This window comes from Sphingobium lactosutens DS20, assembly GCF_000445105.1.
GTDB classification, from domain to species: domain Bacteria; phylum Pseudomonadota; class Alphaproteobacteria; order Sphingomonadales; family Sphingomonadaceae; genus Sphingobium; species Sphingobium lactosutens.
Map to the genome: position 1 here is coordinate 1 of NZ_ATDP01000097.1, position 15,070 is coordinate 15,070.

A 15,070-nucleotide genomic window follows, 5' to 3' on the forward strand; every position below is an offset into this window, starting at 1 on the left:
GCGCTGGTAAGGTTGCCACCTGGTACGAAGCGAGCGTCAAACTTGATATTGTTAACGATGGCGTCGATTGAGCGGGCGAAGGTCTCTCCGACATCCGCAATGTTTGACGCTTTGACGATAGGACCTACAACACCAGGACCGCCGATAATGCTGCCCTCGCCCATGCCGATGATTTTTAACAACGTGCCCTCGGCGGTAACAACAGCGCCAGTGTTGCACCAGATAGGCTCGGTGACGATTAAGTCGCGCCCCTTCCTGAGCGCATCGAATATCGCAGATGTCAGCCGCGGGCCGTCATCAATCAGCGAATCACCAGCAATATGCGCGGCAATCAGCGCCCGCTTGGTGCGGTAGATATTGCTCGATCTGAAATGGATCGGCAGGACCGCCTGCGCACCTGTGAGAATGGCACTGGGAGAGAGTGAAAGGCCGTTGCCGTCGATGGGGATAACATTCGCGCCTTCACTTGGTATCCGCCCAATCGCCTCAATATTGTCGGGATCGCCCAGCGCGCCGATCGTGTCATAGGCTGCCTGTACCAGATCGGCCGCCTGATCGACGACATCCTGCCCATCAATCTGCGTGCGAACCGCGACCGTCCACAGTCCCGCGCCCAGCGAACCACGAACGACCGGCAGGATGCCCGACCCACTGACGTTGTTGGACAGGACATAGCCAGGCTTGGCAGGGTCGATCGCGAATGTGGTACCAAGGTTCGGGCTGCCGCCATCCGAACGCAGCAGGTCGGCCGTGGGCAACCACCCATCCGTTTTGACCCGGCCATGCGCGCCGGGGCGAATATCCTCCCAAGCAACGCCGGCGAACGCGGTGGGCAGGTCGGTCGCGGTCATCGGCCGCACCGTGCCCGCGCCATCGCTGTCGACGGCCAGCGCCATGCCCATCAGGATCGTCGTGCCGCTGCTGTTCTTCAGCTGCCGCTCTTCGTCGCTAAAGAAGGGGCGATAGCGTTCGCCAACCGCATATTCAGAGACGATGGCGACGCCGCCCAGCGCCGCGTTCATGTCGGCGATGATTTCGGCATTGGTCATCGCCAGATAATTTTTGTTGAGGACGATATCGATCGGCGCCAGCGCATCGACATGCACCGTCAGCGTGATCGGCGAAGCGGTGCGGTTGCCCAGCTTCGCCTTCAATGCGGTGATGTCCGCCTTGGTGCTGGCGTCGGAAATGTCGATATAGCCATAGGCGTAGCCCGAAAGGCCGACATCGCCATCGACCTGGGTGACGCCCTCCGTTCCGGTCTTGCCGAACAGGATCGGCGTTGCGGCGTTGGAAACGGCCACCTTCGATCCCGGGCCGGTCGTCGCTGACGTGATCCGCAGCGCACGGCCGAAATCTTGGATCCGGAACGCGGCGGGGCTGTTTCCATAGCCCGTCAGTTCCCAGCAGCGATGATCCGCCGGCTGATTTTCCGGTTCATCGGGCAGCCATGGCTGCGCCGCCATGCTGATTTCCCCGCCCAGCGACGCATGCGCCAGCAGCGCGCGGTTCATGACCATCGACCCGATCGATTCGAGGCGATAGCTCCAGCCTGTCGTATCGACGGCCGTCAGGGGGCCGCCGACCCATTCGACCGTCGACGGCTGCTCGAAATTGCGCTGGTCATGCGCGGAAAAGGCGGCACGACGACCCTTCAGCCGGCATTCGTAATAGCCGTAGAAGGACCCTGACGTGGTGCCGATCGCGATCGGGTGCTGCGATGGCCAGACCGTCGTGCCATGATAGGCGTCGGCCGCGTCATTGCCGCGATGCTCCACCTCGACATGTCGCCAGATCAGGCAGGTATTTTTCTTGTAATTGGCATTGTCGACATGGCCGCCATAGCGCTCGCCCTCGGCGATCAGGGTCACGCCTTCCAGATACTGGTTCGCGTTAAAGTCGATCGTGCTGGTCGCGCGGATCTCGTCGATCGGCGTGTTGGCGGGCAGCGACCCGTCGATCCGCGTGCGCCCCATGCCCTTGCCGCGAAGGCCGATGAACGCGCCATCCTGGCCGGGCAGCACCCCATCGGTGCCGTTGGTGATCTTGCCCAAGCTGTGTTCGAAATAGGTCCCTTCGTCCAGTTCGACCATCGCGATCGCGCCGGGCCCCGCCAGCGCGGTCGCCGCCTTCAGCGCTTCTGCAATGCTGCCATAGTCCGACACGGGCAGCTGCGCCCCGACCCGCTTGCCCGTGCCATAGACGGTGGCCAGCGCCTGTTCGACGGCCGATGCGCGCGACACCTCGCCGGCCAGCATCAGCGTGCGCGGCACCGGCAATTCGCCATTGCCGCGCGTTCGGAACATCTTGATCGAATAGCCGGTCAGGCGGATACGCTCAGCAACCGTCGCCGGCGTCGCGTCAGTAAGGGCGATATAGGCGCGCAGGTCCGAAAATTCCGACAGGTCGTCGGGCGCCAGGAAGGAAAAGCCCATCACCCGCTTGGTGCGTTGACCGGTCGCCAGGTCGATCGTTTGATAATCGCGCCGGTTGGCGGTCAAGAAATCGACCCAGGTCAGGTCGAACTTGCCGGCCTGCATGTTGATGGCATGGGCCCGGTCCCATCCCGGACTCGTCTCGAACACCAGCTCCAGTTCGGGCTGCCCGCCCTGCATTGCTTCGCGCAATGCGCCGGTCAGTGGTAGTTTCCATTGGAGGATGGTGCCCGCGCCCGTGGCGCCGATCTCCACGGTCGCGCCCATGTCGCGGCCCGCCGCGTCCAGCAGGACCTGCGCGCCGCCATTCATCTTCAGCGCGGGCTCGATCGACCGGAACACATCGACCTTGGGCGCCGTCGCCGCGAAGCGATTGTCCAGTACCGCATCCGCACCCGTGGTGGCGGTAGACGCCGGCGTGGCGACGACTTCATAAACGCAGGACGTCACCTTGAAATAGCGCACGGCGCTGGTCGGCGCATTGGGCGCGATCTGCAGCGTCGGCCCGACCCAAATTTCGTCGCCCTGCATCACATAGAGATAATCGCGGGTCAGGACCGTGCTGCCCTCGGCTTGCTCCGCCGCCAGCGCCGATCCTTCGTTCAGGTCGATAAAGCCAGTGTCGCGATCGGCCCGCACGGCGTTGCCGCCAAATGGCGTCGCCGCCCGGAAGCCGACACTGGCTTCCATCACGACGGGAAAGCGGATGGTGCAACCCTTCAGGCGCTGCGCCTCTTCCTTAGTGAAGAAGGTGCGCGGCAGCGTGAAGGAGCCCGCGCCCGTCTGCCCTGCGGGGATGGTGAAACCGACGACCCGCCCGCCTTCGACGATCGCCACGGCCCCACCGTTCGCGCCATTGAGCGCGGAAGTGAACGGCAGCTGCTCGCCCGACGTCGGCCGAATATTGGGAATGGCCTCGCCGGCCGCGATCGCTTCTTCCACCTGCGCTTCCTGCTCGCTGGTCAGGCCAGGACCGCGCAGACCGCGCGCGCGGTCCCTGATAGGCGTCTGCAAATTCATGTGTCGTCCACTCCGGGCTCAAGGAAGAAGGCGCCGGTCCAGAGCGTGTCTTGCGCCCCGTCCGCATAGGTCAGCTTGATTTCGTGGAAATGCCGGTCCGCTTCCCCGACTTCGGGCGCATTGAGCCCGGTCGGCATCGCTTCCAGCGTCGCGCGCGACAGGGCTGGCTCCACGCGCAACGTGCGAAGGCCAGGCTCGCTTTCATGCGCGGCATCGGTAAAGGGCACATCGACATGCTCGCCGATCGGTTCGCCGGGCTGACCGGCATATTGCCGCACCTGCATCGAAATGCTGGCTCCGGTCAGCGGCAACTCCGCGCCCTCATAATCGAGCTCCAGCACGACGCCAAAGGGGCGATTGCGCGCGGCGAAGAGTACGCGGGTCACGCCCATGACGCGCGCGCTTTCGCGCCGCGAGCCGCAAAGCGCGGCGCGGTTAATCCGTTCATTGACTTTCCTTTGTGTGATGGATCAGGCGTCGGAGCGCTTGACCGCCATTATGCTGCTTAAAGCGACCATCCCAGTCCCAATCTCGACCGCCAGGGGCCCAACCGGGTCAGATGCGATATCGTCGTCGGTATAGGCCACCGCCCAGTAATAGCGCGTCACCCCAGTCACCTGACCATCTTCCGCTACGGTCCAGACCTTCCCCGGCGCGTCGATCAAGCGCGGCGTGATGGGTGCGGCATCCCCGAAATCGTCGCTATCGCCACCGAAAAACACGGTATAGCCCAGCAGCGGCGTCGTTGGTGCTCGCACGCTGATCGTGGCGCTGTCCGCGTCTGTATCCACCAGCGTCAGCAGGGTCGGCGGCTCCATCGAGAATGGAACCGGCGTCGTGCTGTCGGTCATGGGGGCAGGCACGCCAACCCGGCTCAGCGCCCAGGGGTGCTTGGCAGGCGTTTCGGTGCGCAGCGTCAGCGTGACGGTCGCGCCATTCGGTTCGATTTGCCGCTTCGTGACGATGACGTCCTTGCCGGCGATCTGGCCAAAGGCAGGATGATCCTCGATCGTCAGGCAGTCGCCGCCGCGATAGCCCAGGAAGCGCAGCTTGAGCGGCAGCATGATCGGCCCGGCCTCGCGCGCATTGGCGATGTCATAGGCCGCCAGCTGCGCCACCTGATCGGGTGTTTCGCCTGCCGGGCATTGCACCATCGGATAGGCGACCATCTTGGTCCGCTCCCGCCCGTCGGTCGCGCGATAGTCTGTATTGACCACGGTGCCTGCCGGCACCTGCTCCCAGAAATGATCCTCGCTGGTGTAGCGCGGCGTGATACCGTTCACCCGATCGCGAACGGATTGCGCGGTCGATATCGACGCCTGCCCGATGACATCATCGATGCCGATCGTGCCGATCGAAACGCGCGGCGCATTCACGAAGCAGGACAGAATCGCGCCATAGCGGATCGGCTCGCCGCCCCCGGCCTGCGCCAGCGACTTCATCACCTCCCACTTGTCGTCGGCCGTCGTCACGCGGCCGCCGGACTTCCATTCATTGGCGTCCGCGATATTGGCCGCCTCGACATAGGCCGGCACGTCGATCGCGGCGATATTCATGCCCACGCCGCCGACCCGCACGCTCTCCGGCCCTTGGTGCCATCCGATGGCGAAGCTGATCGCCTGTATCCAGCCGCATTCGCTATAGACCCAGGTCGACGGGTCATCCCAGCGGCAGGGGCCCGACCCGCCGGGATAGCTGCTGTCCAGGCGCGGATCGTAGCAGAGGACGCCTTCGCCCAGCCAGTTGAAGCGCGGCGTGCTGGTCAGCGTATGATCGCCCGACGCGTCATATTCAAAGCTGTTGAGAACCGCGGCATAGCCCGACAGTTTATGCGCGGGCGTCCATTGCGGCGGCGTCCCGACCATCGGCGCCAGATAGCTGGGCTCGGGGCAAGCGCCCAGCTGGGTGCGTTGCCAGATGCGATCGTGACCGTCGATCTTGTAGACCCCTGCCAGCCCGCCTGAAAAGCTGATCGGCTCCTTTTCCATGTAGGTTTGCGTGATGGCATGGATCGGGCCGCAGCCCGACAGCACGCTGACGATGGTGTCCCACTTGTTCTTGCTGCCATGCTGCTTGCGGTAACGAATATCCCCGCTCATCAGCGTGCGACCGAAAATGATCGGGATCGCGGCGTCGGGGTCGGCCGACCAGCTGGTCTGGACGCCCGACACCTTCGGTTTTTTCGCCGTCAGCGACGTTGCAAGATTAAGGCCTATTGCCAGCCCGCCTGCAATTGCACTCGCGGCGGTCGCCGTGGCCGCGATACCGGCTGACATCAGGCCAGCGCCCAACAGCGACGTCCCACCTGAAGGAATGGCGGCGGCGATGGCGACGACGACGGCGGCGATTTTCAACACCTTCGCCATCAGACCCTCCACGCCCCCAGATATTGCGCCGGCTGAATGATTGCCGCGCCCTCGGCATCCTCATGATAGGCCAGCACCCGCCCATTGCCCACGCACACGCCGAAGGCCCCGAACGGCTCTTCGCCAGGCATTTCGACGATATCGCCGATGATCGCCTGCGCCGGGATGATCCGGCTGCCCGGCATCCACCCGTCCAGGCACGCCGACCCGCTCCCGCCATGCCGGCGCGCGAACCGATGCGCGCCCGCCATCGTCTTCCAGCTGCCGCCGGGGCCTAGCACCGGGCGGCGCCCCATCAGCCGCAGATGTGCGATGACCATCTTCCCGCAGTCATATCGACCCCACACGAAGGGGTGCCCCGCGAACCGCTCCACGGTCCTGCGGGTGGCGTCGCGCCGCGCTGCCAGGTCCATCGCTACAGCCGCGCGTTCGGGCGATTCTCTATCGCCTGCCGGACAGCGCTGAAACCGCGCGTCGTTTGGATGCCACCGCTGGGCGGGTTCTGTCCCCAATAGCCATTGTCGGTGACACCCGTGCAATGGTCCATGCCCAGTTCGCCGGGCCAGACCCGGTGATGGAACGCCGGCGACATGACCCGGTCCTCATCGTTGAACATCAACAATTCCATCTCGCTGACCACGTCCAGCTCGACGGAAGTTTCGCGCATCCCGAATGTATGAATCGGCACGTCGATGACGCCGCGGATCGCGACATAGGGTTCCCCGATGATCAGCCCGGTTTCATCGTCACGCGCGCCTACCATGACGGTGATCGGCGAATATTGGTTGTCCGGGTCGGAAATCAGCGCTGCGGCAGCGTCATCCTCGGGCAGGATGGTGACTGTTGTGCCCGGCGCCTCATCGCCAAAGCCATCCTCAATTTCCTCGATCGACTCCCAGGCGCCGAACCCGTCCACTGCGCCTGCATAATCCTCGCCGTCGATCTCGATCTCCGCCGACCCGTCTAGCAACCGCGCTGTCATCGCCGGCAACTCGATCTTGAGCGCGCCGAACATGGTCACGCGCGCGCCAGCCAGTGCCGCGTCGAGGGCGGGGGAAAGGACGGTCATGACTCGATCCAGCTCAACTCGACATGGCCAGTGATAATTCTTGTGACAGGGGCGTCGTCGCGAACGATAAGATGGCCGGCCTGATCAGTCTCGTAAACGCCGATCCAGCCAGCGGGGACGTCGACCGCCCAAACCGAATTTTGTTCGATGCCATCAACCCGACAGCGTAGCCGGCCATACAGTCCGGGATCGAGCGGCGGGAGGCCAAGGTCTGGCTTAGATCCGCAGACAAACCGCGTTGGAATTTCTGTCATGCGCGCTCCACCACATCGAACTTGAGGCCGACCGTCCGTTGCATGTCGATCGGCCAGTTGAAATTGTCGCCTTCGATCCAGCCTTCGATCACCGGCTTCACCAGTCGCACCGGCTCGCTGCCGACCAGCTTGGTGCGCAGGGGGGCTGTCAGTTCGATGGTGCCGGCGCCCGCTTCGTCCAATATGACCTGGCTGAAGGCGAAATAAAGGTAGCGATGGCCGTTCCGCGTGATGTTGAACGCCTGCCCCATCCGCACCGCGTAACGCGGCGTGGCGCCGGTGATCTGCACATACCGTCCGCCGGCCGCCGGCACGGCGACCATCGTGTCAAATCCCGGCGCGCCCACGTCGAATTCGACCTGCGGCACCTCCAGCACGGCGCCATAGCGCTTTGCCATCTGGCAACGCGCCACCAGCCGCCGCCCATCGGGCTCCATCATCTTGGGCGGCACTGTGTAGGATAGCGTGTACCCACCGCCCAGGCGATCGACCTTGTTGATCTTCCCGCCCAGCACCGGCTTCTGCAATACGCCGAAATCGGGCATCCCCGGCTCGGCCAGCTGGCATTCGACATCGGTCAGGTCGACGAACGCCATTATTTGCCCATCCTGCGCCGCGCGCGCCGCGAGGCGCGGCGTTCCGTGGTGCCTACCGCCTGCGCGCTGGAGACATTGTCCATCATCTGGATCTGCGCCCACATCTCCGGAGTCAGAACGTTGCCGCTGATGTGGAAAGTGTCACCGCCCCGACCTCCATTGTCGTTCCCCGGCTTGCGGATATCGACCATTTCGCCGCGGTTGGCGCGGAAAGCGACCAGCTGCTGATCGCCGATGGACGACGAACCGCCGACACGGAACGAACCGCCCGTCGCAAAGCCGGGAAGATCGCGCGGCACGGCAAGTTGCGAAGCCATTCCGTCGATATAAGCCATGGAGGAAGCACTGACGCCGCCGACGCCGCTCCCGCCGGCAAGGGTGCCCAAGCTACCCAATAGGCCGCCCAGAAGCCCCCCGCCACCGCCACCGCTCGAACCCACCAGCATGCGCTGCAGGTTGATCCGAATGATGTCGGCGATGATCTGGTTCGCGACAGACTTGAACACGTCACCCAAGGACCGGGCGCCGGTCGCGACCCCGGCCAGGCCATCGATCAGGCCGTCTATCCCATCCACCTGTACCCGCTCCAGCGCCTCGCGCGCTTCGTCCGCACTTTTGGGAATGCGATCGAGATAGGCCTCCAGCGGACCTTGCGTGTCGCGCATCAGCTGGCCGGTCGCCGCAGCCCGCAGGGCAGGCAACTGGGCAAGGCGCAACCGCGCTTCCGACGCCTTTTCCAGGTCGCTGCTTAACGCTTCGAGCCGCAGGCGATTTTCTTCCTCCGCAAACTGCGCCTCCAGGATGCGTAGCTCCACCGCGCGCCGTTCGCGGGCCGTGCGCGCGGCATCCGCGCTATACTGCATCAGTTCGATCGACAGCTGCGAACGGACCTGATCGGCGCGGATCTGCCGATCGCGTATCTCATCTTCGGCCCGCTGCCGCGCCAGTCGCTTGCGCGCTTCGGCATTCTGGTTGTTGAGCTCGATCAGCTGCTGCTTTTTGGCCGCATCGATCATCTCGTCATCGTTGATCGCCCGCTCGCGGATCTGCCGCTCGGTTTCGATGTGCTGCAGATCGGCGTCGCGGCGCGCTTCCACCGTGCCGCTCAGGTCGGCGAGGGTCGTCGTCAGGTCGCTATTTTCGCGATCGACGTCATCGGTGAAACGCCGAAGCGCATCGGCCGCGCGCTCGGCTTCGCGCTGGGCGCGCTTGCGCAGGGTCTCCTCTGACGGCCCCTTGGCACCGCCGGATTTCTTCGAGGTAGATGGTGCTGATGGTCTGTAATCAGCGCCTTTGCGATTGCCGAAAACGTCATAGCCGGACATGAGTGCGTCAAACTTGCGTTGAGCCGCTTCCCCTTGGCCACGAGCAGTAGCTGCGTCGAACCCTTTGAGGAACGTGCCGCGCATGTTGGAAGTAGGACTATCGGGCGCAAATTGCCGACCAAAGACCCTTCGATCAAAGGCATTCGCCTTGTTTTGCAGTGTTGGCAGTGCATTCCGAACATCGTCGATGGCGCCCAAAATGCTGGCAAGGCCATTCCTCAGGTAATTGGCGCGGTCTTCTATGCGACCGAAGGCGCTTAGAGCACCTTCGACCATAGGTTCGAAAGCATCATGGAGGCCCTCGAACGCAGCCCTCATTTCGATGCCAGATTGCTCTGCGCTGTCGGCCAAGGAGGCTAAGTCTCGCGACCCGCCTAATACGAAGGATGCGATGCTGCTGGAAAACTGGCCACCCTGATCGAATGCCCCGAATGCTGTGATCGCTGAATTCGAGATCTGCTCGATTGCTTCACTAAAAGTGACCGGCATTTGCCGAAATTCAGCGTCGATCCCTTTAGTAAAATCGCGATCGGTTAAAGCGCGGAATAGAACATCCGAAGTGAGCTTACCATCCTCTGCCATCGCCCGCAGCTGACCAATCGGGATATTAAGGCTGTCCGCCAGCAATCGTGCCAACCTGGGAGAGGATTCCATGATGCTGTTGAATTCATCGCCGCGAAGGACACCAGAAGCCAATGCCTGCCCAAACTGGGTCGTGGCGGCGGATGCCTCTGCCTGTGTTGCACCGCTGATTTTCAACGTTTTCGAGAATGTTTCAGTCGCCCGCGCGGCTTCCGTCTGCGTCCCGCCCAATTCTCGGGTGGCGCGCATGAAGTTGCCATAAAGCGCCGCGGTTTCGGTCAGGCCATTACGGGTGGCGGTCGCAATATTTTGGACATCCTTTTGCGCCTGTCCAAAGCTTCCAAACTGCTGCGTCGCAAGGCGCAACTGTGCAGACATCTGCTTAGAGGCATCGGCGAGCCGCAGATACTGAGTGGTCGCCGCCCCTACAGATGCGATACCGAGTGCTGCGCCTAAACCCCGCAAGGAAGCCGATATCGCAGCTGACGCCGCCCCCACATCCTTCGCCGCGCGGCCAAACTGCTTTGTAGAGCTACTCGCGCGCTTGATACCGGTTTCGAACTGTGCAGAGTCTAGGCCTAGAGTGACGCGCAGCGCGCCAATAACAGAACGTGCCATGCAGCCTCCGAAGGGATTGATGATGAAAATTACGGTTGCAACGCTGCTAGCCGCGCTCGCCCTTTCGGGTTGCGGCGGCCGCGAGAATGAGGCCCGAAAGATTGCAGCGCACGACCTCCTAGATCCAAATGCCGCTCAGTTTCGCAAAGTCGAACCAGCAGGGGAAAACTGCTTTGCGGGTGAGATAAACGCTAAAAACAAGGTCGGGGCATACACGGGATTTCGCCCTTTTCTGGTCGACCTTCGGAAAGGCGAGGTGGCGATCGCTGCCGAACCACCCAGCGACCAACATGACTCCGACGCTGCAATTTCTCTCGCTCGCTATGGCGTTTTTGCGGCCGACTGCGGGGTAGATGAAAACCTCATCCCACCCGCCTGATCGTTAGCGGAACGCCCTTCTTTGCCATCGATTTGAACATGGCCAGCATCTGTCCATTTGTCCGAACCTGGGGCGCCTTCTTGTCGCCAAGGGCGGCTGAAAGGGCCGGCATCTTCTTCGCGCGCTGAAACGCGGCCTGGTGCCACGCCACATACATGGCATCGCGCATCTTCATTTTCTCGCGCCGCACATAGCCGCGAATAGTGGCTTGGATGATGCGCGGCGTCTGTCGCCAGAATATATCGGGGTCAAACCCGGCTTCGGTCCATAGCTCTAGGAGCTTGAGCCAGTCCCAGCCGTTGTCTTTGCCTGACCCCGCTTCCGAGGGTTTGCCTCTTTCTCCGGCTCCGGCCAGGCATGCTTCATCGCGGAGGCGATCGCATCTCTGATGATAGGAAGGCCCCAAGCCATGACCTTGTCGCGGAACCCTTCCCAGGGCATGCCATATTGGCGGAACATGCCGGCCCAGGCGAGTGCGGCCGTCATGCCCAGATGCGCCCCGCTGTCAAAGAGCGCGACCACCACACTGATCGGTTTGCCCGTCACTTCTTCGGCCATGCACAGGGCATCGGCGTCCATGGTGACAACGTAGGTCGTGCCCTCTGCCTGGAATGAGCCTTCGCCGCGCATTGGATTGACCATTATGCGCCCGCCGCCTCCGTGCGCTCGCCCGTGAACTGAAGCGTCACTTGGCAAGTCATCCGGTCATCCATGGGGATCGTTGGTGTGCGGCTTAGCACGTTGACATGGCCGCCGATTTCCCATGTGCCCCCTTCATTGTCGGCGGGCACGATGATTTTGAAAGCGCGGGCAGCCGGATCTTGATGGGCATCGCTGATCAGCGCATCGGTCGGCTTGCCGGGCAGCCAGTTGACCTGGAAGCTCCCCTGACCCGTTTCGATCAGCGTCTTGATATATTCGCGGCGCCGGCCAGGGCTTTTGAAGTGGGTCGCTTCCGTGGTGCCCCATTCCTCCGAACCCGGCTCCAGCCCGATCAGCTCGCCGACCTCGGTCAGTACGCCCGCGGCGTTCGCCAGGTGAAATTCGGAGCCGAAGCCCGTAATCGCGTCAGTCTCGCCTGCCATCTGTCTTGCTCCTACTGGGTGGACGTCCACCAAATTCGAAAATCGGCCGATATGCGGAAAACGGTGCCGATCCCGTCGACCTCTTCCGCCGGCATGTCGCGCTCGCTCTCCAGCAGCGAACGGCTGAAAATCGTGTCGCCATACTGTCCTGGCTGCTCCAGCAGCGCGACGGTCGCGCGCGTCAGGGGATCAATATCCCGCATCGCCAGGCCCCAGAAATCGAACCGAACGATGCTGTCATGCAGGTCGATGGCCGAGCTCATGGCATATGCCCGCCCAGGGCTGATCTGCTGCAGCGTGATGCCGGGCAAACCCGCCTTTGGCGGGCGAGATACCCACGATATGCTCTGCGCCGCGTTGAGGGCGTCATCGGCCTCCAGACGCGCCAGCAGGTCCACTCTCATCGCTTCGCTGCCTTCCGTGCGATCCTCGCTGCAGTTTTTTCAACCTCGATCCCGAGCCCCGTGCCGACGATGTCGAGCGCGTTCATCCGCTCGGCCTCCCAGGCAGGCGTCAGGTACGGCTGCGCCGGCTCCTTGTAGGTGCCGAATTCCTGGGTGATCGCCTGCGGGTGCTGCCCTGGGCCGACATGGACTTCCACGGGGGCAACCGCCCCCTTGTCGGCCTGTTGCGACCGCGCCAGCGCCGTGCCGACATCGATGCTCTCGACCAGATCGCCTTGATTGACCGGCGCCAGGCGGCGCGCGGCTCGGGCGATCGGCTCGCCGGCCTGACGCAATACTCTGAAACCTACCGCACGCGCGGTCGCCTTCGGCATTTGACCGAGCGCCTGATCCAGCTCCTTCAGCCCGGTCAGCTTGAATGTCTCGGCCATCAGACGGCTGCCCGAATGGCAGTAATGCGACGTCCGCCATTGTCTAGATCATGTGCCCCTGTCACATCCCAGACACTGTTATCGAATACGATCCGGTGATCCACTCGGCTGACAGTTCGCGTTTTTCTGTTGCTCAGCACCTCAAATGATGCGGCTTGCGATCCACCCTCCTGAGCTGCCGCGCGTTGTTCACGGCCTGTGCCAAAATAAACGGCGGCAAATTCTTGAGTGAAAAGCGACCATGTTTCCTTCTCGCCGCCGTATCCGTCATTAACGACCGTGCGAACTTCAATGGCAATAAGGTGCCTGCGCGGGCTCGCCTTCATATGCCCCACCGTTTCATACTGCGGCACAGGCGCTTGGCGGCCGTTTCAAGATCACCTGCAAGGCCGCCAGTTTCTCGGTCATTGAAGAACCCGGCTGTAAGGATGCGCATAGCTCGCATGATGTTTGGCGAGAAAAGCTGGATCGCTTCGGGGCTGGCGAACCCGGCCGTCATGGTGACAGCAATAGTGCTTCCGCTCATCATGCGGGGCCAAGCCCGGGCAACCAAGCGCGCCGGTCGCCGCGCGATCTGTGCGAAATAGTTCGTATCGACTAACACATGATCAAGGCCGTCGGTATCAGTGTAATCGACAGAATCGATCGACACGATGGGCCAGGTCGACAGGTCATGCCCAAAGTCTGCAATGACTTCCGTAACCGCACGGCGAGTGAGGATCAGGCCGGTATAATCTTCTATCCACCCCCGCGCATCGGTTATGGCTGCCATGACCACATCATCTTCGTCGTCCGACAAGATGCGGAGCTGCGCCTTGGCATCCTCAAGGGAAATTGGCTCTGCCATACGCAGCCCCCTACCGGTTTCGGCTTACTCGCCCGCTTGGCTGGCGAGGTTCTTTTCGACCGCCTCACGGCCATCGAGATAAGGATCGTTGAAGTCGATTTGATTGGCGATCTTCGGCTGACCCTTGCGCGGATGGTTGTCCACCGCCGGATGATCGACGTCGACGCGCTCAACGATCTCGGGTTCGATGAACGCGCCGCTGGCTTCCACCTTCGTGGCGGCGGTGAGGTTGTCCTCGGTCATGCCGGCCGTGTCGGACGTGCCCGGAACGTCAGGGGTCTTAATGTCGGTCGTATCGACCGTTGCCTTGGTGCTGGCCATGTTTGTCGCTCCTTCAGGGGGATGCAGGGCCGGCCTCATCGCCGGCCCTGTCAACGTGGAATTACGCGGCGCCGATCTTGAGCGCCCGCATGGCGGTGGGGTTCTTCACGCCGCCGCCCACGCGCTTGGTCGTGTAGAACAGCACGAAGGGCTTGGCGGTGTAGGGATCGCGCAGGACGCGCACGCCGATGCGGTCGATCACCTGATACGTCTCCGCCATGTCGCCATAGAGAGCAGCGATATTGCCAGCCCCGACGTTCGGCATGCCCGGCATGTCGACGACGGGCTCGCCCGCCAGCGTCGGCGGCACACCGAGCGCCAGGCTGGGCTGCCACAGATATGCGCCATCGCTGGTCTTGAGCTTGCGGAAGGACGCCTGCGAACCGCGGTTCATGAAGAACTTGGCGTTCGGCAGAAACTCTGCCGGCAGGTCCGCCTGCAGATCGAAAAGCGCGTCCGCCTTGACGTCGGCCGCAGCGCCAGACAGCAGGGCAGGGATCGCACCATAGGGATGCTTTGCCGCATTCGCCGCGCCTTCGATATAGGTCAGGACGCCGTCAGGCTTGTTGCTGCCATCACCCGACAGAAAGGCGATACCCTCCTGCTTGTCGAACTCGACCGATACCTCGTCGGCGAGCCACGCTTCGATGTCGATCTCGGCATCGTCGATCAGACCCTGCGATGCAGCAGGATTGGCGTAGATTTCGCCCATAGTGAACGACAGGGTGCTAAGGCCGGGCGTGGTGGTCTGGGGGCGTGCGGCGGTTTCGCCGACCCAGCCGCTGCCGACCACACCATCGGAATAGACTTTCTTGAACCCCGCACCGCTGATCGTGATGACCGAGCTGTTCTGACGCATCGGCGAGATGACCTTTGTCTTCTTGCTGATGGTGCGATCCCATTCGATCGGCGCGAGATATCCGCCCTCGCCGTCGGTCTTGGTCGCCGCCGCACGCAGTTCCTCCAGCTTCGCGGAGGCCGAGCCGCCCTTGAAGTATGCCTGGAATTCCTGAGTATATTCCGGATCGCGCGGCTTGGCGCTGTCGTGACCATCGCCGAGCGATGCGGCGAGGTTGACCTTCTCGACGGCTTCCTGGAGCTTGTCGAGATCGGCTTCGATCTTGCCGAGCTTCTCGGTCGTGACGACGTCGGTCTTGCCGGCCTTGATCTCATCCAGAGAGGCGGTGTGGGTTTCCTTGAACGCCTCGAACGCCGTGGCGAGCGCCTCGATGCTATCGGGCTTTTTAGGCTGGGCCTCCGCGCGCACGGCGAGCAGGCCACCGATGGCCGTCGCGCGAGCGAGGCCGATCATTGCGATGGTCTTCATGATACGGGTTC

At 62.8% G+C, this 15,070-nt stretch carries 17 protein-coding genes; 1 reads left to right on the forward strand and 16 read right to left on the reverse strand.

All coding sequences use genetic code 11. The annotated features are described in order from the left end of the window. The 7 genes from RLDS_RS44000 to RLDS_RS0128360 form a co-directional block, all read right to left on the reverse strand. Positions 1-3,455, reverse strand: a 3,455-nt coding sequence (locus tag RLDS_RS44000; RefSeq protein ID WP_031298026.1) for a hypothetical protein, incomplete at its 3' end; no start/stop codon positions are given. After that, positions 3,452-3,847 carry a hypothetical protein gene (locus tag RLDS_RS44005; protein WP_021226802.1) on the reverse strand — a complete coding sequence of 132 codons (396 nt, stop codon included), beginning with the start codon at positions 3,845-3,847 and terminating at the stop codon, positions 3,452-3,454. The genes RLDS_RS44005 and RLDS_RS44000, both read right to left, overlap by 4 nt. Before the next feature lie 78 nt (positions 3,848-3,925). Further along, positions 3,926-5,821, reverse strand: a complete 1,896-nt coding sequence (locus RLDS_RS0128355) for a hypothetical protein (protein ID WP_021226803.1) — start codon at positions 5,819-5,821, stop codon at positions 3,926-3,928. Next, positions 5,821-6,234, reverse strand: coding sequence for a DUF6950 family protein (locus RLDS_RS44010; RefSeq protein WP_021226804.1), 414 nt, complete (start codon positions 6,232-6,234; stop codon positions 5,821-5,823). Before RLDS_RS44010 ends, RLDS_RS0128355 begins: the two co-directional genes overlap by 1 nt. Positions 6,235-6,236: 2 nt before the next feature. Continuing rightward, the gene (locus RLDS_RS44015; RefSeq protein ID WP_021226805.1) at positions 6,237-6,890 is read right to left on the reverse strand and encodes a hypothetical protein; all 654 of its coding nucleotides are present in this window, start codon (positions 6,888-6,890) and stop codon (positions 6,237-6,239) included. Positions 6,891-7,140: 250 nt separating this feature from the next. Beyond that, on the reverse strand, positions 7,141-7,740 hold the full coding sequence (locus RLDS_RS44020; RefSeq protein ID WP_021226807.1) for a hypothetical protein: 600 nt from the start codon (positions 7,738-7,740) through the stop codon (positions 7,141-7,143). After that, positions 7,740-10,145 carry a tape measure protein gene (locus RLDS_RS0128360; protein ID WP_161626736.1) on the reverse strand — a complete coding sequence of 802 codons (2,406 nt, stop codon included), beginning with the start codon at positions 10,143-10,145 and terminating at the stop codon, positions 7,740-7,742. Before RLDS_RS0128360 ends, RLDS_RS44020 begins: the two co-directional genes overlap by 1 nt. Before the next feature lie 139 nt (positions 10,146-10,284). Between RLDS_RS0128360 and RLDS_RS54585 the strand changes: the two genes are divergently transcribed. Further along, positions 10,285-10,644: a hypothetical protein gene (locus RLDS_RS54585; protein WP_052034146.1), complete on the forward strand. Its 360-nt coding sequence runs from the start codon at positions 10,285-10,287 to the stop codon at positions 10,642-10,644. Here the strand turns inward: RLDS_RS54585 and RLDS_RS44025 are convergent. The 9 genes from RLDS_RS44025 to RLDS_RS56015 form a co-directional block, all read right to left on the reverse strand. After that, positions 10,628-10,819, reverse strand: coding sequence for a hypothetical protein (locus RLDS_RS44025; RefSeq protein ID WP_031298429.1), 192 nt, complete (start codon positions 10,817-10,819; stop codon positions 10,628-10,630). The genes RLDS_RS54585 and RLDS_RS44025 overlap by 17 nt on opposite strands. 98 nt (positions 10,820-10,917) lie before the next feature. Then, a complete protein-coding gene (locus RLDS_RS44030; protein WP_021226810.1) occupies positions 10,918-11,286 on the reverse strand; it encodes a hypothetical protein in 369 nt (122 codons plus the stop codon). Beyond that, positions 11,286-11,729 carry a phage tail tube protein gene (locus RLDS_RS44035; RefSeq protein WP_021226811.1) on the reverse strand — a complete coding sequence of 148 codons (444 nt, stop codon included), beginning with the start codon at positions 11,727-11,729 and terminating at the stop codon, positions 11,286-11,288. Before RLDS_RS44035 ends, RLDS_RS44030 begins: the two co-directional genes overlap by 1 nt. A gap of 11 nt (positions 11,730-11,740) precedes the next feature. Next, complete coding sequence (locus RLDS_RS44040; RefSeq protein WP_021226812.1) at positions 11,741-12,133, reverse strand: hypothetical protein; 393 nt, start codon at positions 12,131-12,133, stop codon at positions 11,741-11,743. Then, positions 12,130-12,564 carry an HK97-gp10 family putative phage morphogenesis protein gene (locus tag RLDS_RS44045; protein ID WP_021226813.1) on the reverse strand — a complete coding sequence of 145 codons (435 nt, stop codon included), beginning with the start codon at positions 12,562-12,564 and terminating at the stop codon, positions 12,130-12,132. The genes RLDS_RS44040 and RLDS_RS44045 overlap by 4 nt, the downstream gene beginning before the upstream one ends. Next, on the reverse strand, positions 12,564-12,890 hold the full coding sequence (locus tag RLDS_RS55380; protein ID WP_084514853.1) for a head-tail adaptor protein: 327 nt from the start codon (positions 12,888-12,890) through the stop codon (positions 12,564-12,566). Before RLDS_RS55380 ends, RLDS_RS44045 begins: the two co-directional genes overlap by 1 nt. Next, positions 12,887-13,411: a head-tail connector protein gene (locus RLDS_RS44050; RefSeq protein ID WP_021226814.1), complete on the reverse strand. Its 525-nt coding sequence runs from the start codon at positions 13,409-13,411 to the stop codon at positions 12,887-12,889. The genes RLDS_RS55380 and RLDS_RS44050 overlap by 4 nt, the downstream gene beginning before the upstream one ends. 24 nt (positions 13,412-13,435) lie before the next feature. Continuing rightward, positions 13,436-13,732, reverse strand: coding sequence for a hypothetical protein (locus RLDS_RS44055; protein ID WP_021226815.1), 297 nt, complete (start codon positions 13,730-13,732; stop codon positions 13,436-13,438). A gap of 61 nt (positions 13,733-13,793) precedes the next feature. Beyond that, positions 13,794-15,059, reverse strand: a complete 1,266-nt coding sequence (locus RLDS_RS56015; protein WP_021226816.1) for a phage major capsid protein — start codon at positions 15,057-15,059, stop codon at positions 13,794-13,796. Between the last annotated feature and the right edge of the window lie 11 nt (positions 15,060-15,070).

Excerpts from the sequence above, each read along its gene's own strand:
- RLDS_RS55380 (WP_084514853.1), bottom strand. The coding sequence starts at position 12,890 with ATGAAGGCGAGCCCGCGCAGGCACCTTATTGCCATTGAAGTTCGCACG.
- RLDS_RS44035 (WP_021226811.1), bottom strand. The coding sequence starts at position 11,729 with ATGGCAGGCGAGACTGACGCGATTACGGGCTTCGGCTCCGAATTTCAC.
- RLDS_RS44055 (WP_021226815.1), bottom strand. The coding sequence starts at position 13,732 with ATGGCCAGCACCAAGGCAACGGTCGATACGACCGACATTAAGACCCCT.
- RLDS_RS44040 (WP_021226812.1), bottom strand. The coding sequence starts at position 12,133 with ATGAGAGTGGACCTGCTGGCGCGTCTGGAGGCCGATGACGCCCTCAAC.
- RLDS_RS44010 (WP_021226804.1), bottom strand. The coding sequence starts at position 6,234 with ATGGACCTGGCAGCGCGGCGCGACGCCACCCGCAGGACCGTGGAGCGG.
- RLDS_RS44015 (WP_021226805.1), bottom strand. The coding sequence starts at position 6,890 with ATGACCGTCCTTTCCCCCGCCCTCGACGCGGCACTGGCTGGCGCGCGC.
- RLDS_RS44025 (WP_031298429.1), bottom strand. The coding sequence starts at position 10,819 with ATGAAGATGCGCGATGCCATGTATGTGGCGTGGCACCAGGCCGCGTTT.
- RLDS_RS56015 (WP_021226816.1), bottom strand. The coding sequence starts at position 15,059 with ATGAAGACCATCGCAATGATCGGCCTCGCTCGCGCGACGGCCATCGGT.
- RLDS_RS44030 (WP_021226810.1), bottom strand. The coding sequence starts at position 11,286 with ATGGTCAATCCAATGCGCGGCGAAGGCTCATTCCAGGCAGAGGGCACG.
- RLDS_RS44050 (WP_021226814.1), bottom strand. The coding sequence starts at position 13,411 with ATGGCAGAGCCAATTTCCCTTGAGGATGCCAAGGCGCAGCTCCGCATC.
- RLDS_RS44045 (WP_021226813.1), bottom strand. The coding sequence starts at position 12,564 with ATGGCCGAGACATTCAAGCTGACCGGGCTGAAGGAGCTGGATCAGGCG.
- RLDS_RS44020 (WP_021226807.1), bottom strand. The coding sequence starts at position 7,740 with ATGGCGTTCGTCGACCTGACCGATGTCGAATGCCAGCTGGCCGAGCCG.
- RLDS_RS54585 (WP_052034146.1), top strand. The coding sequence starts at position 10,285 with ATGATGAAAATTACGGTTGCAACGCTGCTAGCCGCGCTCGCCCTTTCG.
- RLDS_RS0128355 (WP_021226803.1), bottom strand. The coding sequence starts at position 5,821 with ATGGCGAAGGTGTTGAAAATCGCCGCCGTCGTCGTCGCCATCGCCGCC.
- RLDS_RS44005 (WP_021226802.1), bottom strand. The coding sequence starts at position 3,847 with ATGGGCGTGACCCGCGTACTCTTCGCCGCGCGCAATCGCCCCTTTGGC.